The 18639-nt window shown below is 59.0% G+C and carries 19 protein-coding genes; 10 read left to right on the plus strand and 9 right to left on the minus strand.

The features are described 5' to 3' along the window. The first annotated feature begins 155 nt into the window (after positions 1-155). From codB to DQN55_RS16150, 4 genes are all read left to right on the plus strand, one after another. Positions 156-1418, plus strand: a complete 1263-nt coding sequence (gene codB / locus DQN55_RS16135) for a cytosine permease (RefSeq protein ID WP_048379203.1) — start codon at positions 156-158, stop codon at positions 1416-1418. Continuing rightward, positions 1415-2638, plus strand: coding sequence for a PucR family transcriptional regulator (locus DQN55_RS16140; protein WP_048379201.1), 1224 nt, complete (start codon positions 1415-1417; stop codon positions 2636-2638). Before codB ends, DQN55_RS16140 begins: the two co-directional genes overlap by 4 nt. Then, positions 2635-3873: a cytosine deaminase gene (gene codA / locus DQN55_RS16145; RefSeq protein WP_048379199.1), complete on the plus strand. Its 1239-nt coding sequence runs from the start codon at positions 2635-2637 to the stop codon at positions 3871-3873. Before DQN55_RS16140 ends, codA begins: the two co-directional genes overlap by 4 nt. A gap of 157 nt (positions 3874-4030) precedes the next feature. Next, positions 4031-5071, plus strand: a complete 1041-nt coding sequence (locus DQN55_RS16150) for a hypothetical protein (RefSeq protein ID WP_053070892.1) — start codon at positions 4031-4033, stop codon at positions 5069-5071. 109 nt (positions 5072-5180) lie between these two features. Here DQN55_RS16150 and flgE read toward each other — a convergent pair whose 3' ends face one another. From flgE to DQN55_RS16180, 6 genes are all read right to left on the minus strand, one after another. Beyond that, complete coding sequence (gene flgE / locus DQN55_RS16155) at positions 5181-6509, minus strand: flagellar hook protein FlgE (RefSeq protein ID WP_048379197.1); 1329 nt, start codon at positions 6507-6509, stop codon at positions 5181-5183. Positions 6510-6538: 29 nt separating this feature from the next. Next, entirely contained in the window at positions 6539-7267 is a 729-nt protein-coding gene (locus DQN55_RS16160) for a flagellar hook assembly protein FlgD (protein WP_048379195.1), read from the minus strand. A gap of 15 nt (positions 7268-7282) precedes the next feature. Beyond that, positions 7283-7726: a flagellar basal body rod protein FlgC gene (gene flgC / locus DQN55_RS16165; RefSeq protein WP_048379194.1), complete on the minus strand. Its 444-nt coding sequence runs from the start codon at positions 7724-7726 to the stop codon at positions 7283-7285. Between the two features lie 3 nt (positions 7727-7729). Continuing rightward, positions 7730-8137: a flagellar basal body rod protein FlgB gene (gene flgB, locus DQN55_RS16170; RefSeq protein ID WP_048379192.1), complete on the minus strand. Its 408-nt coding sequence runs from the start codon at positions 8135-8137 to the stop codon at positions 7730-7732. 239 nt (positions 8138-8376) lie between these two features. Beyond that, entirely contained in the window at positions 8377-9204 is an 828-nt protein-coding gene (gene cheR, locus DQN55_RS16175) for a protein-glutamate O-methyltransferase CheR (RefSeq protein WP_048379190.1), read from the minus strand. 45 nt (positions 9205-9249) lie between these two features. Continuing rightward, complete coding sequence (locus DQN55_RS16180) at positions 9250-10182, minus strand: chemotaxis protein CheV (RefSeq protein WP_048379188.1); 933 nt, start codon at positions 10180-10182, stop codon at positions 9250-9252. A gap of 74 nt (positions 10183-10256) precedes the next feature. Here DQN55_RS16180 and flgA point away from each other — a divergent pair, with 74 nt between their 5' ends. The 3 genes from flgA to DQN55_RS16195 all read left to right on the plus strand — a co-directional run bounded on the left by flgA (position 10257) and on the right by DQN55_RS16195 (position 12012). After that, positions 10257-11024, plus strand: coding sequence for a flagellar basal body P-ring formation chaperone FlgA (flgA, locus tag DQN55_RS16185; RefSeq protein ID WP_048379186.1), 768 nt, complete (start codon positions 10257-10259; stop codon positions 11022-11024). 151 nt (positions 11025-11175) lie between these two features. Next, positions 11176-11496, plus strand: a complete 321-nt coding sequence (gene flgM, locus DQN55_RS16190; protein WP_048379185.1) for a flagellar biosynthesis anti-sigma factor FlgM — start codon at positions 11176-11178, stop codon at positions 11494-11496. A 48-nt stretch (positions 11497-11544) separates the two neighbouring features. Further along, positions 11545-12012 (plus strand): flagella synthesis protein FlgN, encoded by a 468-nt coding sequence (locus tag DQN55_RS16195; protein ID WP_048379183.1) that lies wholly within the window; start codon positions 11545-11547, stop codon positions 12010-12012. An 8-nt stretch (positions 12013-12020) separates the two neighbouring features. Here DQN55_RS16195 and DQN55_RS16200 read toward each other — a convergent pair whose 3' ends face one another. Together DQN55_RS16200 and DQN55_RS16205 are read right to left on the minus strand one after the other, a co-directional pair. After that, the gene (locus tag DQN55_RS16200) at positions 12021-13364 is read right to left on the minus strand and encodes an MFS transporter (protein ID WP_048379181.1); all 1344 of its coding nucleotides are present in this window, start codon (positions 13362-13364) and stop codon (positions 12021-12023) included. Between the two features lie 101 nt (positions 13365-13465). Beyond that, on the minus strand, positions 13466-14707 hold the full coding sequence (locus tag DQN55_RS16205) for a glutamine synthetase family protein (protein WP_172601060.1): 1242 nt from the start codon (positions 14705-14707) through the stop codon (positions 13466-13468). Positions 14708-15170: 463 nt separating this feature from the next. Here DQN55_RS16205 and DQN55_RS16210 point away from each other — a divergent pair, with 463 nt between their 5' ends. Then, a complete protein-coding gene (locus DQN55_RS16210) occupies positions 15171-16460 on the plus strand; it encodes a histidine-type phosphatase (protein ID WP_088500008.1) in 1290 nt (429 codons plus the stop codon). A 131-nt stretch (positions 16461-16591) separates the two neighbouring features. Beyond that, positions 16592-16843, plus strand: coding sequence for a hypothetical protein (locus DQN55_RS16215; protein WP_048379177.1), 252 nt, complete (start codon positions 16592-16594; stop codon positions 16841-16843). Positions 16844-16886: 43 nt separating this feature from the next. Here DQN55_RS16215 and DQN55_RS16220 read toward each other — a convergent pair whose 3' ends face one another. Next, on the minus strand, positions 16887-17648 hold the full coding sequence (locus tag DQN55_RS16220; protein ID WP_048379175.1) for a FadR/GntR family transcriptional regulator: 762 nt from the start codon (positions 17646-17648) through the stop codon (positions 16887-16889). Between the two features lie 237 nt (positions 17649-17885). Between DQN55_RS16220 and DQN55_RS16225 the strand changes: the two genes are divergently transcribed. After that, entirely contained in the window at positions 17886-18626 is a 741-nt protein-coding gene (locus DQN55_RS16225) for an SDR family oxidoreductase (protein ID WP_048379173.1), read from the plus strand. The last annotated feature ends 13 nt before the right edge of the window (positions 18627-18639 follow it).

Genomic DNA, 18639 nt, shown 5'->3' on the forward strand with positions numbered 1-18639 from the left:
AATCACGCTGAATATGTTCACTCTGCACAGGCCCCTCTATGGCCTGTGCCCGCTTTTCCTGTTTTTACGCACTACGCTGAACAGGCCCGCTTATTGCTCTAGCCCATGGGTGCCATTGATTACGGCGTCATCCATTCGAGGCGGAGAAATACACCATGAGTTCACCCGGCGACTTTCCTTTGAGCGAAGCCCCGCGTTCAGCACGCAAAGGGCTGCTGTCAATTTCGATGGTGTTGTTCAGCTTCACCTTCTTTACCGGAACCATGTTCGCCGGCGGCAAGCTGGGCATGGCGTTCAATTTCATCGACATGCTGTGGATCGCCGCCATCGGTAATAGCCTGTTGGCGCTCTATGCCGCTGCTCTGGCGTTGATCGCCGCCCGCAGCGGCCTGAATACGGTACTGATGGGCCGCTTCTGCTTTGGCGAGGCCGGAAGTCGGCTTTCGGACTTTTTGCTCGGTTTCGCCGAACTGGGCTGGTACGCCTGGGGCACTGCGACGGTTGCGATCGTACTGGTGAAAATACTGGGACTGGCCGAGGGCTTCACCTTGCCGCTGATGGTCCTGTTCGGCCTGGGCTTCAGTATCACTGCGATCATCGGCTACAAGGGGCTGGATGTTTTGTCGCGGGTGTCAGTGCCGTTGATGTGTGCTCTGCTGGTCATCTCCATGTACATCGCCACTCAACATGTCGGCGGCTTCAAAGGGCTCGCGGCGGTGATCCCGAATGAAACCATGAGTGTCTCTGCCGCTATCACCATGGTCTTCGGCACCTTCGCCAGCGGTGCGACCCAGGCCACCAACTGGACGCGACTGTCGCGCACCGGGCGCATTGCGGTCATCGCCAGCGTGGTCAGTTTCTTGCTCGGAAATGGTTTGATGATCGTTGCCGGTGCCTGGTGCGCCATGGTGTATCAACAAGCCGACATCGTTGAAGTGATGATGCTGCAAGGCTTGTCCTTCGCCGCCGTGGTCATGCTGTGCCTCAACCTGTGGACGATCCAGGGCCCGACGATCTACAACGTCGCGGCATCGGCTTGCCACCTGGTGCGCAGCGAACGCCGTCGCACGATGACCTTGATCGCCGCCGCCATCGGAGTGGTACTGGCCATGGGCGGCATGTACGAACTGCTGATCCCGTTCCTGGTATTGCTCGGCTCCATCATTCCACCGATTGGCGGTGTCATCATGGCTGACTTCTGGTATCGCCATCGCGGTCAATACCCGGCGCTGGCCAGTGTTACGCTGCCGCGCTACAACTTGCTGGGCTTGACCGCTTATGCGCTGGGTGCGCTGCTGGCGTATTGCTCGGCATGGGTCGCGCCGCTGGTCGGGATCGTCGCTTCCGCCGTGAGCTACATCGTGCTCCTGGAAATCAGCCGCCGCTTTCAGTTACCCCGAGCTCAGGAGGAGCTTTGAGCCTGACTATCGAAGAAATTCTCGCCCTGCCCGGCTTGCAGGGCATGTCCCTGCGCGCCGGCGCCCGTAACCTGCAGCGTAATGTGCGCTGGTCGTACGTTGCAGAGAACGAAGGTATCGCCGAATGGGTCATGGGCGGCGAACTGGTATTCGTCACCGGGATCAATCACCCCCGGGATGAGGCTAACCTGATGCGCCTGGTGGCCGATGGCAATGCCAGCGGAATCGCCGGGCTGGTGATCCTGACCGGGGGCACATTCATCCAGCGCATCCCCGACACGGTGGTGGCCCTGGCCGAGCAGTGCGGCTTGCCGTTGATCGAACAACCGTACCTGCTGAAGATGGTTATCGTCACCCACCTGATCGGCACCGCGCTGGTGCAAATGGCCCAGGTCAAACGTTCACGCCATGACATCCTGGCTCAGTTGCTCAGCGGCGATTACCCGAGCCTGGCCACCGCCCGGCAGCGGGCAGCTCATTTGCAGTTGCCCCTCGACGGCCCGCGGCACCTGGTAGCGCTGCGCCTGTCAGCGGTCGGCACGCTGTTCGTCAACCATGCACCAGAAGAAGCTGAGCGCGTGTTGCAACACACTCGTCAAGCCGTGCAGGACCATCTCGACATCTGGAACCGTGGTCTGCACGATGCGCTACCAGTCATCGTGCAAGGCGACCTGTTCATCCTGTTGCTGGCAGAACGCCAAGCCATTCGCGCAGAACTGTCGATTCTTTATCAAGGGCTGCAAGCCGTCACCGGAGACATGCCGCTGTTTATGGGGCTAGCAACCAAGGTCGAGGACTGCGCGAATTACCGCCAGGCATTGAACGAGGCTCGTCAGGCGCTGGAGGTCGCGGAAAGTCTACGCCCGGACACCGGGTTGTGCGATTTCAGCGAGTTGGGGGTCCTGCGCCTGTTACAGGCCATTGGCGACCGCTCCGTGATCGATAGGTTCGTCAGGCAGACCCTTGGCCGGATGATCGAATCCCGGCGCAAGCACCCCAACAGCCTGATCGAAACCCTTGACGCGCTGCTTCAGGAAAACGGCAATGCCCTCAAGACCGCCCAGCGTCTGAACGTACATCGCAATACCATCAACCAACGGATACAACGCATCGAGCACCACAGCGGGCAATCGCTCGACGATCCCCTTTTTCGCATGAACGCTTCGGTTGCCCTCCTCGTGTGGCGCATGACTGAAGCCCAACGACAGGACCGAACATGAACATCATCAATGCCACCTTGCGTAAAACCCCAGGCCTGCACACCGTCACCTGCGAAGGTGAGCGCATCAGTGCCATCACCTTGCAATCGGGTACGGTGCTCGCCCGGGCGGGTGATATCGATGCCCGCGGGCAACTGCTGATCGCCCCTCTGGTTGAGCCTCATATCCACCTGGATGCGGCCCTGACCGCAGGTCAGCCCGAGTGGAATTTGAGCGGCACGTTGTTCGAAGGTATCGAGCGCTGGGCCCAGCGCAAGGAAACCATCACCCACGAAGACACCAAGCAACGTGCCCACACCACTCTCCGGATGCTGGCCGAACACGGCATCCAGCACGTACGCACCCATGTCGACGTGACCGATCCTACGCTGGGGGCGCTCAAGGCTTTGCTTGAAGTCCGCGAAGAAACACGCCACCTGATCGATCTGCAAATTGTCGCCTTCCCCCAGGAAGGTATTGAGTCGTATGCCGGTGGGCGCGAGTTGATGACCCGTGCGGTCGAACTGGGGGCCGATGTGGTTGGCGGTATTCCTCACTTTGAAAACACCCGCGAACAGGGAGTCAGCTCCATCAAGTTCCTGATGGACCTCGCCGAGCGTACCGGCTGCCTGGTAGACGTGCACTGCGACGAAACCGACGACCCTAATTCCCGCTTTCTTGAAGTACTGGCCGAAGAAGCACGGGGGCGCGGCATGGGCAGCCGGGTAACTGCCAGCCACACCACGGCCATGGGCTCTTACGACAATGCCTACTGTTTCAAACTGTTCCGCCTGCTCAAGGCATCGGGGATCAACTTCGTGTCGTGCCCGACCGAAAGCATTCACTTGCAAGGCCGTTTCGACAGCTACCCCAAACGCCGGGGCGTCACTCGTGTCGCCGAACTGGATCGTGCCGGAATGAACGTCTGCTTTGGCCAGGACTCGATCAAGGACCCGTGGTATCCACTGGGCAACGGCAACATTCTGCGGGTGCTGGATGCCGGATTGCACATCTGCCACATGATGGGGTTTGACGACCTGGCACGTAGCCTGGACCTGGTCACGGACAACAGCGCGCGAACCCTCAACCTCGGAGAGCGCTACGGCATTGCCGTGGGTCGCCCGGCGAATCTGCTGGTGCTGGACGCAGAGAGCGACTACGAAGCGGTACGCCGCCAGGCCAAGGCACGGGTGTCGATCCGCGGGGGCAAGGTGTTGATGACGCGCATACCGGAACAGGTTGAATTCAATGGCTGATTGAGCTGCCGCGAGACGACGCCCCGCCTCCCTCACCGGTTCATGACGGTCACCGGGAAGGCCATTGTGGTTGATGGTCAAGTGATACGGCATAATGCCCACCTGCCAAAAACCCGACTCGGGGCGCCCCTCGCACTCTATGGATAAGCATGCACGTATGGATAGCCATCAATTGTTGTATCTGCTCTACGGCGGTAATGAAGTGTACCGTCAGGAAGCCAGGTTCAGCATACTGACTGCGCTTCGAGAGCAGCGCATACCGGGTAGCTTCACGATCAGCGTAATGACTGACGAACCTCAGGCGTTTGATGGCTGGCCCGTCAATGTCATCCCCCTGACCACCGCCATGCTGGCCGACTGGAAAGGCGCCAACGGCTACACCCACAGACGCAAGGCCTGCGCCATCGCTGCCGGGGTCAAGCTCGCGGACAAAACCATTTTCGTCGACACCGATACGGTCTTTTTCAAAGACCCAGCCACTCTCTTTGAGCGCATCAACGATCATCAGTATTTGATGGATCAATTTGAGTGGACCTGGCGTGAGGCTGCCAAACGTCCTGTTTATCAGCGTTTTGCAGCCGATCTCGTGGCCCGGGGCAAAGCCCCCGCAGACACCCTGAAACTCTACAACAGCGGTATCTGCGGGATCACCCGCGCCAACACCGGACTGATGGACGCCGTGATCGCCTTGATCGATGAATGGGCGGACCATGGCAGTACCCTGCATACCATCGAACAGATCGCGGTCTCGTTCATGATGGGAGACTCGAAGGTGGTCACCGCCCGTGACTGCGTAAATCACTACTACGCCAAAAAACGCTATCACCATGCGATGAACAAAGGCTTTTTTGAGACGTATGGCGAGCAGTACCGCAGCGACCTGCCACAACTGTCGGCAACAGTGCCGGTATTCTTCCCCGGACCGGGGCTGGTGGCACGAACACTGGCCAAAGTCCGCCTTTTGTCAGTCGCCAAACCCCTGCGTCCGGCAGCCAAGATGATCATCTATGGTCAGGCCATCTCGCCCCCCGATTACCTCGAAGCGCATTGCCGCCATGCCCTGTGGAACAGAGCGATCGAATTGATGCAGCAAAAAAACGCCACACCACTGGCCATCGAGCAGGTGATCAATGTCTGTGTCCCGACTGCCCGCCAACCCGAGTTCAAGGCATTGCTGGCGCAACGCACGGCCCTGTGAGGGGCCCCGGCTCACCCGGAGAGCGGGCACATGATCGCCCTCGGTACTGCCTCAAAAACCACAAAGCCCCGACGTGTGAGCGCCGGGGCTTTGTGTTGCATCACCGCTATCAGGTCATCTGAATGATGGTCTGCATGATGGTGCTTTGGGTCGAAATGGTTTTGGCGTTGGCCTGGTAGTTGCTCTGCGCCTTGATCAGGTCAACCAGCTCATTGGTCAGGTTGACGTTGGAGTCTTCCAGCGAGTTCGAGGCAATGGCGCCCAGCGAGCCGATCTTGGGCACGTCATAACCGGCCTGGCCCGAGGCGTAGGTTTCTTTCCAGGCGGTGCCGCCCGCCGGCTGCAAACCTTGCTCATTGGTGAAACTGGCCAGGGATATCTGGCCAATGGCGCGGCTTTGGTTGTTGCTGAAGTTGGCGAACATCACCCCTGAACCGTCGATGGTCAGATTGTTGATCTGGCCAGTGGCGTAGCCGTCCTGAGTCGGCGGGTTACGCGAGGTGTCGGTGTTGTACTGGGTGGTTTTGGTCATGTCGATGCCAATCCCGGTCCCGTTGGCCGCTGCTCCGTTGGAGACCCACTGGCCGTTGACCGTAGCGCCCGGCATCCAGTCCGCCACAGTCAGGGTGCTGCTGACAATGGGGTCCTCGCCGGCAACCGGACTTGGCGTCGAGACGCTCGACAGCGCACCGGCCGAATCAAACTCCAGGATCGAAGCGATCGGAGTCTTGGCATTTTCACCGGTCACCGGAGAGCCATCCGGATTGCGTCCGTCGATCAAGGTGTAGGTTTTCCAGGTATTGGAATCGGTTTTCACCATGTACTGATCCATCGGGTGCGGGTTGCCCTGGGTGTCGTAGACGATGGTGTTGAATTTTTTACTGTAGCTGGAGAGCTCGGCAGGATTAAAAGGGTTAAGCGTCTGATCGATCACTTCAGAATTGGAATTGAGGTTGATCGTCGAGTCAACTGAACTGCTCGCCTTGGGCGCAAGGTTAGAGGTGTCGATACGCAAGTCCGTCAGTTCGCCGTTGACGATCTTGCCGTTCGCATCCACGCCGTAGCCTTGCAAGCGCGAAGTGCCGTCGGTACTGGTCACGTAGCCATCTTTGTCAGACTTGAATGTACCGGCGCGGGTGTAGCTGAGGGAGCCGTTGTCGCTCAGGACGAAGAACCCGCTGCCTTGAATGCCCATGTCCAGCAGGTTGCCGGTGTTGTTGATCGCACCCTGGCCAAAATTTTGCGACACGTTGGCCAGGTTGACGCCACTGCCAATGGTCTTGCTGCCCACGCCCAGCTTGCTGGCCGAGTAGACATCGGCGAACTCTGCGCGGGATGCCTTGAAGCCGGTGGTCGCGACGTTGGCGATGTTGTTGCCGGTAACGTCGAGTTGTTTGTTCGCCGCATAGAGGCCGCTAAGGCCGATATTGAATGACATGTTTCTCTCCTTGAGGCGTATGAGTCGGCTTAGAGGCCAATGGTCTGGACTTTGGAAATACCAATGCTGCCCAGACCCGCGAGGTTGAGCATGATCTCGCCACCGGTCTTGCTCAGGGTCACGCTGTTTACCGTGGCTGGCAGGTAAGTCGTCAGCGCCGTGGTGCCGGTGTCGGTTTTGCTCGAGGCGGTAAAGGTGTAGTTGCCCTTGTCCAGCAACAGGCCATCGTCGTCCATGCCATCCCAGGTGAAGTCCACACTGCCGGCTTTTTGCGTGCCCAGCTCAAGGGTCCTGACCACTTCGCCGTCAGCGTTGGTAATGCTGATGACCGGCCTGGAGTCCGCGTCTGCCACCACGACCGTGCCATTGAAAGGTTTGTCGCTCGTGGGGTCGACGTAGGCTTCGCCGGTTTGCACGATCACCGAGCGGCCCACCAGCGACGAGGCCTGCAAGGCCTGCGAAGACTGGAAGTTGCCGGAAATGGCGTTGACCGAATCGTTCAGCGTCGTGATCCCTTCCAGGCTGCTGAACTGTGCCAGCTGTGCCACGAATGCGGTGTTGTCCTGCGGATCCAGCGGGTTCTGGTTTTTCAGCTGGGTGACCAGCAATTGCAGGAACGCGTCCTTGCCCAGCGCCGAACCGCTGCCGGAAACCGCTTTGGAAGCAGCGGCCAGACTGGTGTCTGTGGTCTTGGCCTGGGCAGAGTTGGCGAGCACCTGATTCAAGGTCGGGCCGCTGGTGGAATCGGTCACACTCATTTACGTCGCCCCTTATCACTGACCGAGGGTCAGGACCTTCTGCATCATGGTTTTGGCGGTGTTCATCATTTCAGCGTTGGTCTGGAACGAACGACTGGCGGAAATCATGTCGGCCATTTCTTCCACCACATTGACGTTGGGGTAATACACATAGCCCTTGGCGTCGGCAGAAGGATGGTTAGGCTCGTAACGGGCTTCAAGGGTGCTCTGGTCTTCGACCACCCCCAGAACCTGCACGCCTTGGCCGGCAGCGTCCTGGTTCTGGAACAGCGACTCTCCGGTTGCGCTTTGCGCCCCCTGGAACATCGTGGCAAACACCGGGTGACGCGCACGGTACGTCTGGTCAATGCTCGAAGACACGGTTTCGGCGTTGGCGATGTTGCTGGCAACGGTATTCAGACGCGTGGTCTGAGCACTCATGGCGCTACCGGCAATATTGAACACACTGGCTAGAGACATGAATTACTCCCCGCGCAGGGCTGACATAAGCCCTTTGAATTTGCTGTTGAGCAGGGTGAAGCTGGCCTGGAAGTTGACCGCATTCTCTGCGTAACTGGACTGTTCCAGCTGGGCGTCCACGGTGTTTTGGTCAATCGAGGGTTGCATCGGCGTGCGATACAGCAACGACTCATCGCTGCCGCTCAGGCCTTGGGCTTCGATATGGCGGGTATTGGTCTTGTTCAGGGCAAAACTGCCGTTCTGGTTTTTATCGTTCTGCGCGGCAAGCACAGAAGCAAAATCCAGATCCCGGGCTTTGTAGTTCGGGGTGTCGGCGTTGGCGATATTGTTCGCCAGTACTTCGGCGCGCTGGGCGCGAAAACCCAGGGCTTGCTCATGGATACCGAGCGCTTTATCGAAGCTGATGCTCATGTCGAAAAACCTTTGTGGGCTGACCTGAGAGATAGGTTCAGGTTTTACATAGGTTGATCAGAGCAAGTGCCGTGCCAGTTTTCACATCGCCGTATTTCAAGGCCTGGCCGGGGGAATTGAAGGCGGCAATGCCAGAAAAGCGGCAATGGATGTCCGCTGACTGCCGCTTTTCTGCCGCTTTTAATCAGCGTTCTCTGTGCAGGAGCGAGCTTGCTCGCGCCTGCAAAGGATGGCGTTGATTACTTGGCCTGGTAAATAATCCCCGGGCTGCACTGGATCATCTGGTAATGATCGGGCAAGCCGTTGAGCGCTTCTGAGGCACCCAAAAACAGATATCCCCCCGGTTTCAGGGTGCTGTGAATACGCAGCAGGATGTCTTTTTTGACCTCGGCCGAGAAGTAGATCAGGACGTTGCGGCAGAACACCACGTCAAATTTGCCAAAGCCGGCGTAGCTGTCCAGCAAGTTGAAAGAGCGAAACTCGACACGGTTTTTGATCGGCGCCTTGAGCACCCAGCGCCCAGGACCCTTGGGGTCGAAATAACGCTGCAAACGCTCCTGGGACAAACCGCGGCCAATCGCCAGGTTGTCGTACTCACCGGTTTTGCACGTCGAGAGCATCGAGGCCGACAGGTCGGTGGCCATGATTTGCACCCCCGCCCGCAACTGCCCCAGATTGCTGCGCTCGAACTCGTCGATGGTCATCGACAGTGAAAACGGTTCCTGGCCAGACGAACACGCCGCCGACCAGATGCGCAAGCGTTGACCCGGGCTAGCCTTGATCAGCTCGGGCAGGACTTTGTTCTTTAGCACTTCGAAGGGATAGGTATCCCGAAACCACAGGGTTTCGTTGGTGGTCATGGCATCGACCACCTGCTCGCGCAGCCCGCTGCGCGGCTGGCTCTGAATCCGCTGAATCAGCTCGCCCAGCGACTTGATACCTTGCTGCTCCATCATCTTGTTGAGACGGCTGGAGACCAGGTACTGTTTGTTTTCACCCAGCAAAATGCCACAGGCTTTTTCCAGGAAAACCCGGAACTGTTCAAAATCCAAATTAGCCGTCGACAAATGATCCCGCCTCTTAAATCGTGTTGACCGCCAGGGGCTGCGCCCCTAGCTAAGGTCTGATGCTTTGATCCGGTCAACTACCCGGGATGCCAGGTCATCAGGTCGAAACTTGGCCAAAAAGTCATCGGCACCGACTTTTTTGACCATTGCCTGATTGAAGACCCCGGACAACGAAGTATGCAGAATGATGTGCAGGTTGTGCATGCGTGGATCGTTCCGGATCTCGGCAGTCAAGGTATAGCCGTCCATTTCCGGCATTTCGATGTCCGAGATCATCATCAAGAATTCCTCAGACGGATCCTTGCCCTCTTCTACCAGCTTGCGCAAGTAGTTCAAGGCCTGGCGTCCGTCGTTGAGCGACACCACCTCAACACCCACCGTTTGCAGGCAACGGCTCACCTGTTTGCGCGCCACCGACGAATCGTCGACCGTCAGCACCCGCAATGCGATCGCCTTGCTCTGGATATCGACATCCACCACTCCTTGGGAAATGGTTTCAGACGAGGGTGAAACCTCAGCCAGAACCTTTTCAACATCGATGATCTCGACCAGTTGATCGTCCATCCGGGTCACCGCCGTCAGGTAATGGTCGCGCCCGGTGCCCTTGGGTGGCGGATGAATATCCTCCCAGTTCATATTGACGATCCGTTCGACCGATCGAACCAGAAACCCCTGGGTCCGGGTGTTGTACTCCGTGATGATAACGAACGGGTTGCTCTGGTCTTTCAACGCACCGAACCCGGTGGCCATGGCCAGATCAAGAATCGGAATGGTCGTTCCGCGAATACTCGCCACGCCACACACCACCGGATTGGACTTGGGCATGACCGTCAATGTCGGGCACTGCAGCACCTCCCGCACCTTGAATACGTTGATCCCGTAAAGCTGCGGCCCATCCAGACGAAACAACAACAGCTCCAGGCGGTTTTGACCCACCAGTTGAGTGCGCTGGTTAACCGCATCCATCACCCCAGCCATACTCAGATCCTCTTAAAACTTTAAGTTGCGGCGCAAAGCCCGCGAAACGGCACGGGCTTTGCTATTTATCCGGCATGAACGCAAAAACGACAAAATCCTGCCACTGGCCACTCATGCACTCTGTGTACCGTGGCCTGGGCATCGTGACGGCTGCGGGCCTGTTGGGCGCTGGCACTCAGGCCCACGCCGACGCTTTTACATCGCCTGATCAGCTTATCGGCGTGACCCAGGGCTTTCTTGAATTTGCCGTCGAAGACTATCTCGCCACTCGTCAGACAGAAGGCCGCTACGAGATACAGGTCAACACTCTGGACCCGCGCCTGCGCCTGGCCCACTGCGACAAGGAATTGACAGCCAGCCTCGAAAGTCCGGCGCAACCCATGGGTCGCGTGACCGTACGCATCCGCTGTGACGGCCTCTCGCCCTGGACCATCTTCGTGCCGGCCCAGGTCAAACTGTTCCGCGAGGTGGTCACGGTGGCCCACCCGCTCAAGCGCGGCATGTTGATCGACTACGCCGATGTCACCCTGCGCGAGCGGGATATCAGCCAGATCAATCAGGGGTATTTGACTGCCGTCGAGCTGGCGGTGGGGCAAAAACTGTTGCGGCCCATGGTGACCGATCAGGTCTTGACCCTCACCCACCTGGAACAGGCAGCGGCCGTACGCAAGGGCGATCAGGTCGTGATCAATGCCCGCAGCGGCACGTTAAGTGTCAAAATGCCCGGCGAAGCCCTGTCCGATGGCGGCCTCAGCGAGCAGATCCGGGTTCGTAACCTGAACTCCAAACGCGTGATCCGGGCGCGAATCATCGCACCGGGGCAAGTTGAGGTAGCCTTGTAGGAAAGTTGGCGTCAGTCTCGCTGCTTTCCTACACTGTGACTTGACGCAGATCAGTACCCGTCGGCGCCGACCTATGATTAATCGAGCCTAAAGTTTTCCCGGGTATGGCCGAAAACATGGCAAGCGTCCAAATACCCAGAGGTTTTGCATCATGGTCATCGACTTCAGTCGTCTTAACAGCGCACCGCCTTTAACCGGCAGTACGCGCAGCAGCAACCATCAGGAAGCAGGCAGCGCCACGCAAGCGGCCCCTGCACCCAGCCCTGAGCAAGCCAGCGCTCCGAGCGGGGAATCGGTTCGACTGAGCCCCGAAGCTCAACAGTTGCAGAAAATCGGCGACGCGTTGCGTGAACAACCGGCAGTCGACAGCAGTCGTGTGGCCGAACTGAAACAAGCCATCGCCGATGGCAGCTATAAAGTCGACAGCCAACGGGTCGCCGGCAAACTGCTTGAAATGGAAGCCCAGCGCTAGCCCCACGGCCAGTGCAGGCTTTTGGACGCTTAACTCCCAGAGCCCAGCATGCACGACACCCAATTACTGCAATTGATCAACGACGACCTGGCACCGGCCGAGCAACTGCTTGGCCTGCTGCAGGACGAGCACATCGCCCTCAAGGGCCGCGACATGCAGGTGCTGGAAAAGATTCTGGCGCGTAAACAATCGTTGATCATTTTGCTTGAGCAACATGGCCGCAGACGCAGCGAGATTCTGGCGGGCCTCGGCCTGACCACCAACCGCAGCGGCCTCGAAAGCCTTGCCAGCCACTCAAGCGTGGGTCAGCAGTTGCTCAGCCAGAGCGATGCCCTGAATCACCTGCTGGCTCAATGCCAAGCCGCCAACGTGCTGAACGGGCAATCGATCCAGACCCAGCAGGCAATCACTGCCAATCAGTTGCGCATCCTGCATGGCGGCGAAGCCCCGACGCTGTATGACGCACGAGGCTCGACGTCGATGCTCAGCAAACCTCGCGCCTATAGCCAGGTTTGAAGCCCGGCCTACACGCGCTCTGACGCGTCCGGATCGGGCTCTGGCCCGACCGTTTCACTGTCTGGTTCCGGCTCTGGTTCCGGCTCGATGTTATCCACCATCTGGTCTTGCACCACTTGCTCATCCACACGCGGGTCGAGCGCGGCAACCAGCGGCGAACTGGACATGCTGTCGGGCATGGCCACGTGATGCAGCGGAGCGTCGTCGACCTGGTGCAGGTTAGTGACTGCATTCGGGCGAATGCGCCATACCAGAGTCAGACTGGCCACGCTGAAAAACGCGTACAGCATCTGGCTCCCCCATACCTTCATCAATACGCCCGCGACCAATGGCCCGATGCTTGCGCCGATGCCGTAGGTCACCAGCAACATCGCGGTCAACGACACGCGGCGCTCCGGCTCAATGTGGTCATTGGCGAAAGCCACCGCCAGCGGATAGATGCAAAACTGCACCAGTGCGCTCAGGCCACCGGCCACGAACAGCACTTCAAGCGGTACCGCCGGCAAGATCGCCAGCGGCAACGAGGCTATTGCCAGCAGGAAGGCGAAGATACGAATCAGCAGCGGCCGGTCATAGCGGTCCGACAACCAGCCCAGTGGCCATTGAGCCACCAGCCCGGCGAAAATGCAGCAGCCCATGTACAAACCGACCAGCTCGGTAGAGAGCCCTTGCTGAGCGGCATACAGCGGTGCCAGGCCGTAGAACGCACCGACCAGCAAGCCGGCGCCCAGCACCGCAATCAACGATTGCGGTACGCGCTTCATGAAGAACTTCGGGTCCATCGGCGCCGGGTGCAAGGGCGCCGGGTGAATGCGCCGGGTCATCGCCACAGGCACCAGGCACAGGGCAAAACACAGCGCCACCAGCATCAGCAGCTCAAGCCCCAGCGCCGGGTGAACCACCAGAATCAGTTGCCCCAGCACCAGGCCCAGGTAGGACGCAATCATGTACAGGCTGAAGACCACGCCACGCTGCTTGGCATCAGCCTGCTCATTGAGCCAGCTTTCGATGACCATGTACTGGCACATCATCCCCAGCCCCACGATCACCCGCAGCAGCAGCCATAGAGGCAACCAGTCGGTCAGTCCGTGACACAGCACTGCGGCACCGACGATGCCGGCGCACGTGGCGTAGGCGCGGATATGTCCGACCCGGGCGATCAGCCGATGGCCAATCTTGCCGCCCAGCACCAGACCAAAATAGTTGGCCGCCATCAAGGCACCGACCCACAGGCCGTCGACATTGTCTGCCGCCAGCCGCAGTGCCAGATAGGTACTCAAAAGCCCCGAGCCGATCAACATCATCAGCGAGGCAAAATATAACGCTCGAAAAGACTTCCAGATTTGGCGCATGGCTTTACGTGCGGCTCCTTGTGCGAGCAGTCAGCCAGTAAACGATAGCTGACTGCCACGGGTTCAAACAGTAAAGCCTGAGCCGTTATCCGTCTGAACGATTAAGCCTGAGCCGCCAGTACGCGACGCTCCCAGGGCGTGATTTCATCATAGAAGCTTGTGAGTTCAAGGGTTTTGGTCGCGACGTAGCCTTCAATGAAGTCTTTGCCGAACAACGCTTTTGCCAAGTCACTGCGTTTGAGACGCTCGAGGGCGGCATGCAACGTACATGGCAAGGACAACGCCTCGGGCACTTCGAACTGACCCTGAATGGCCGCGGTCGATTCCAACTCATGCTCGATACCATGCAAACCCGCCGCCAGACTGGCCGCAATCGCCAGGTACGGGTTAGCGTCAGCGCCCGGCAAGCGGTTTTCGACCCGCCGCGCCACAGGCGAGCTGGCAGGTATGCGCAGACCGGCCGCGCGATTATCGTGGGACCAGCACGCATTGTTCGGAGATGCATACGGGTGACACAGGCGCTGATACGAATTGACGTTCGGTGCAAACAACGCGGTGAAGTCTGCCATGCCGGCCTGCTGCCCGCCGATAAAGTGCCGGAATGTCGCAGTCGGCTGCCCCGCCTCGTCGCTGAAGACATTGCGTCCGCTGCCCAGTTCTACCACGCTTTGGTGAATGTGCATCGAACTGCCAGCCGTGTGTGCCAGCGGCTTGGCCATGCAGACCACGGTCAGGCCGTGCTTGAGGGCAACTTCCTTGAGCAGGTGCTTGAACAAAAAGGTCTGGTCGGCAATCAGCAGCGGATCGCCGTGCAGCAGGTTGATCTCGAACTGGCTGACGCCCATCTCGTGCATGAAGGTGTCACGCGGCAAGCCCAATGCCGCCATGCCGGCATACACTTCGTTGAAAAATGGGCGCAGGCCGTTATTGGAGCTGATGCTGAAGGCCGAGAAACCGTCCTCACGACGACCATCGAGCCCCAGAGGCGGACGGAACGGCTGGGTCGGGTCGGTGTTGGGCGCAAAGACAAAGAACTCAAGCTCGGTCGCCACGACCGGCGCCAGCCCGCGTGCAGCATAACGCGCGATCACGGCCTTCAATTGAGCGCGGGTCGACAGGCTCGAGCCCTCGCCAGTCAGCTCATCCGCATCACAGATCGCCAACGCCCGTGGCGGCTCGCTCCAGGGCAAAACATGAATGTGCGCCGGGTCTGGCACCAGAGCCAGGTCGCCATCATCGCTGCCGTAAAAACGTGATTCGGGATAACCGCCCATGATGCATTGCAGCAATACGCCACGGGCCATCTGCAGGCGTCGTCCCTCGAGGAATCCCTCGGCGGTCATCACTTTGCCCCGCGGGACGCCATTCAAATCGGGGGTTACACATTCAATCTCATCAATGCCGGTCAGTCGCTGCGCGAGAGAGCCCTGGCCATCGGTCGTCATGACACTTTCCTTGTTGTTGTACAGGCCGCGAACGGCGACCCGTACAAAATACGCACCACCTGTTCGAGATTTCAAGCGAGTCCCGCACAAAATCCGCTCTTCCCCTGATCAGCCGGTGTCGATCGCCGGCTGTCGATGACCTCATGGGTCATGTTATTTCCTCTCTCCAGACCCAACATGTCTACATACGACACTCACTTGATCACCGACTCCACTGCCGTCCATTGAGCGAACAGATGAAATCTTCGAGCGGCACAATTTGCCGTCTAGACTCAACGACGCGTGTGTCCAGGAAGACCCGGCAGGCCAAACCTGCGCCATGTTGCCAAAAGGGAAAACCATGAATCGATCTGTGTTCACAATGCCCCGTCTTTGCGCCAGCCTGATCCTGGCCGGTATGTTCACCCCGATGACGCTTGCCCAAACCACCAGCAGCGAGGCTTACGTGCTGGATAAAGTGGTCCAGGTCAGCCGCCACGGGGTGCGACCGCCGACTGAGTCCAATGAAAAACTGCTGACGGCCGTGACACAACGGCAATGGCCAACGTGGCTGGTGCCTTTTGGCAACCTCACGGGTCATGGCTACACCGGTGCGGTTGAAATGGGCCGCTACCGTGGCGACGTGCTGCGCAACGCCGGTCTCATCCCTCAAGGCTGCCCGGACGCCGGACAGCTACTGGCGCACTCCAGCCCCATGCAGCGCACCAAAGCCACTGCACAGGCCTTGCTCGATGGAATGTTCCCGGGCTGCGGCTTCCAGCCAACCTATGTCAGGGGTTCCCAGGACGCCTTGTTTCAGGCCAATGAAATGAAGTTTGCCGCCCTTGATCCGGAAAAAGCCAAGGCGGGCATCCTCAAAGCACTGGGTGGCAGTGTCGAAGCCGCCCAGGCCCGCTATAAGCCCTACGAAGACAAGCTCAGGGCCGTGGCCTGCCTGCCCGACGCCGATTGTCCGTACGGTAAGCAAGCCTGGACGCTGGAAGAAAACGCCAAGGGCCGTTTTTCGATCAAGGGCCTGAGCGCCGGTGCCAACATGGGCGAAGTGTTCCGCCTGGAATACAGCCAGGGCCTGCCGCTGGATAAAGTCGCGTTCGGCCATGCCCGTAGCGCAGCCGAAGTCTCTAGCCTGATGGTGCTGACCAAAGCCAAATATGATTTCGTCAACGACATCCCCTACATCGCCAGCCGCGGCGCGTCCGAGTTGATGAACCAGATCTCGCTGGAACTCAAGCAAGGCACCCCGCTGGCCAGCACGCGCACTGAAAGCACCCCGCCCGATGTACCGCTGATGCTGCTGGTCGCCCACGACACCAACATCTCGTACCTGCGTACCATGCTCGGGTTCAACTGGAAGCAAGGGGATTACATCGACAACAACATCCCGCCCGTGGGGACGCTGCAGTTTGAACGTTACAAGGAAGTCAAAACCGGTGAATACTTTTTGCGCATCGGCTTTGAGGCCCAGTCGATGGATCAGATTCGCAACCTGATCACGCTGAGCGAAACCGCAAAACCCTACCGCACGGACTTCGCAAGCAGCAAGGACTGCCGCACGACGAGCCTCGGCCTGCTCTGCCCCCTCAAAGACGCGATCTCAACCGTTGATAAAAATATCGACCCGACAGCGCTGACGCCTTACACCTTTCAGTAAGCCTGTGCCCCATAAACGCCCTGCCCGCACCCGGCAGGCGTTTACACCAGTAGATACCCTGCAGTGACGTGAGATACATTGAAACGGCTTGTCATCAAAACAACAGCCCGTCATCTCACAAAGGGTGCCTCTTGAATACCAATCAAAAACTGAGAACGTTCGACCTGATTCGCGAAGCCGTACTGCCTGAGTATCGCGACCGCGTTAATGACTACCTGAGCCTCTACGAAGACGCGCTGCACGATGAACCGGCACAGCCTGAACACGTGCATGCCATCGCCCATCAACTCAGAGGCTACTTGCGCGGCCTGAACACCACCCGGGTGCTGGGTATGGCCGACTGGGAAGAGCTGGACCGCCGTGTGACCGAGTCCTGGCTGTGACGCCTGCGCCCGCTCCGGTGAACGGCCTGACTCACTGCGGGGTTTATTGAGCGTTACGGCTGAAGATCCGGATCACTTCATCCAGATGCTCGGCCATTGCCTGTCGCGCCGCTTCGGGGTCGTGCTGCTCGAGGGCCTGCAGCACACGCCGGTGCTCATCTTCGGAGCGATGAGGCATATCGCCCGAGGTGTAGTGACTTTGCAAACGCTGGAACATGCTGCCGTAACGATGCCCCAACAGGTGCTGAATCATCAGGGCGTACGCCGGGTTGTCCGATGCCTGCGCAATGCGGATATGGAACAGCCGATCACCGGGATGCGTGTGGGAGCCTTCGCGGTTGTCGCGGGTATTACGCTCGAACGCCTCGCGAATGCCCGCCAGTTCTTCGTCGCTGGCATTCACCGCCGCCAATGCCGCGGCTTCCGGCTCGATCAGGCGACGAGCTTGAAGTAACGCAAAGGGCGGGATCTCGGCACTGAAGTCGACTTCAATGCCCAGCTCCGGGTCCAGCTCTTTCCACTGATCACGGGTGGCTTGGGCCATTACGGGCTCGTCGGAGACTGCCCTCATGGGCGGTTCACACACCAGCACCCCATTCCCGACGCGTACATCCACCAGCCCGATTACTTCCAGAGCGATCATGGCTTCTCGTACCGAGGCTCGACTCACACCCAGTAATTTGGCCAACTCGCGTTCTGCGGGCAAGCGGCTGCCCGGTGGGAACTCGCCGCTGTCGATCAGTGCTCGCAGCTGATCAGCGATCTGCCGGTAAAGTCTTTGGTTATCAATAACTTGAAATGGCATTGTGGAATTAGCCCTGGTGTTGACAGCGGTCTACGAGCCGTTCTCGAGAAAAAAGACGCTTGTTGAGACGTGAGGTGCATGCTACAAAAGGCTCAATGGCCTGACCATTGAACGACTAACGTAATGCGATCATAGCAAACCTTATCCCGTTCATTGCCTGGTTTTGCCATTCACTGCGTCACCAATGGCCTGACCATTGGGCCAAATAACAATAATGAACATCGTCAGGGAGCCCCCATGAATCTTTCCGGCAAACGCGTGCTGATCACCGCAGCCGCTCAAGGCATAGGTCAAGCCACTGTACAGGCCTATCTCGCCGCAGGCGCCGAAGTCTTCGCCGCCGACATCAATGCAAGCGCACTCGAAGCCCTTGAAGGGGCGCACAAACATCAGCTGGACGTTACCGACGCAGCCGCCATCGAGCGCCTGGCCGCACAACTGGGCCCACTGGATGTGCTGTTCAACTGCGCGGGCGTCGTGCACAGCGGCAACATTCTCGAATGCAGCGAAACAGACTGGTCCTTTGCCCTGGACCTTAACGTCACGGCCATGTACCGCATGATCCGCGCATTTCTGCCGGGGATGCTGAGCAACGGCGGCGGCTCGATCATCAACATGGCCTCGGTCGCCTCCAGCGTCAAAGGCGTGCCCAACCGTTTTGCCTACTGCGCCAGCAAAGGTGCGGTGATCGGCCTGACTCGCTCGGTGGCCGCTGATTTTGTCAGCCAGAACATCCGCTGCAACGCCATTTGCCCCGGTACGGTGGACTCCCCCTCTCTGCGTCAACGCATCAGCGAGCAAGCATTGCGCGAAGGTCGCCATGTCGATGAGGTATATGCCGCCTTTGCCGCACGCCAGCCCATGGGCCGCATTGGTACCGCCGAAGAGATCGCGCAATTGGCGCTGTACCTGGGGTCGAGTGCCAGCGGTTTCACCACCGGCACGGCACAAATCATCGATGGCGGCTGGAGCAACTGATCCAGCGGCTACA

This window comes from Pseudomonas taetrolens (assembly GCF_900475285.1).
In the GTDB taxonomy this organism is placed as follows: Bacteria; Pseudomonadota; Gammaproteobacteria; order Pseudomonadales; family Pseudomonadaceae; genus Aquipseudomonas; species Aquipseudomonas taetrolens.

Excerpts from the sequence above, each read along its gene's own strand:
- codA (WP_048379199.1), top strand. The coding sequence starts at position 2,635 with ATGAACATCATCAATGCCACCTTGCGTAAAACCCCAGGCCTGCACACC.
- flgC (WP_048379194.1), bottom strand. The coding sequence starts at position 7,726 with ATGTCTCTAGCCAGTGTGTTCAATATTGCCGGTAGCGCCATGAGTGCT.
- DQN55_RS16180 (WP_048379188.1), bottom strand. The coding sequence starts at position 10,182 with ATGGCTGGGGTGATGGATGCGGTTAACCAGCGCACTCAACTGGTGGGT.
- flgA (WP_048379186.1), top strand. The coding sequence starts at position 10,257 with ATGAACGCAAAAACGACAAAATCCTGCCACTGGCCACTCATGCACTCT.
- DQN55_RS16200 (WP_048379181.1), bottom strand. The coding sequence starts at position 13,364 with ATGCGCCAAATCTGGAAGTCTTTTCGAGCGTTATATTTTGCCTCGCTG.
- DQN55_RS16225 (WP_048379173.1), top strand. The coding sequence starts at position 17,886 with ATGAATCTTTCCGGCAAACGCGTGCTGATCACCGCAGCCGCTCAAGGC.
- DQN55_RS16150 (WP_053070892.1), top strand. The coding sequence starts at position 4,031 with ATGGATAGCCATCAATTGTTGTATCTGCTCTACGGCGGTAATGAAGTG.
- DQN55_RS16220 (WP_048379175.1), bottom strand. The coding sequence starts at position 17,648 with ATGCCATTTCAAGTTATTGATAACCAAAGACTTTACCGGCAGATCGCT.
- DQN55_RS16160 (WP_048379195.1), bottom strand. The coding sequence starts at position 7,267 with ATGAGTGTGACCGATTCCACCAGCGGCCCGACCTTGAATCAGGTGCTC.
- codB (WP_048379203.1), top strand. The coding sequence starts at position 156 with ATGAGTTCACCCGGCGACTTTCCTTTGAGCGAAGCCCCGCGTTCAGCA.
- flgE (WP_048379197.1), bottom strand. The coding sequence starts at position 6,509 with ATGTCATTCAATATCGGCCTTAGCGGCCTCTATGCGGCGAACAAACAA.
- DQN55_RS16210 (WP_088500008.1), top strand. The coding sequence starts at position 15,171 with ATGCCCCGTCTTTGCGCCAGCCTGATCCTGGCCGGTATGTTCACCCCG.
- DQN55_RS16195 (WP_048379183.1), top strand. The coding sequence starts at position 11,545 with ATGCACGACACCCAATTACTGCAATTGATCAACGACGACCTGGCACCG.
- DQN55_RS16205 (WP_172601060.1), bottom strand. The coding sequence starts at position 14,707 with ATGACCGCCGAGGGATTCCTCGAGGGACGACGCCTGCAGATGGCCCGT.
- flgB (WP_048379192.1), bottom strand. The coding sequence starts at position 8,137 with ATGAGCATCAGCTTCGATAAAGCGCTCGGTATCCATGAGCAAGCCCTG.
- flgM (WP_048379185.1), top strand. The coding sequence starts at position 11,176 with ATGGTCATCGACTTCAGTCGTCTTAACAGCGCACCGCCTTTAACCGGC.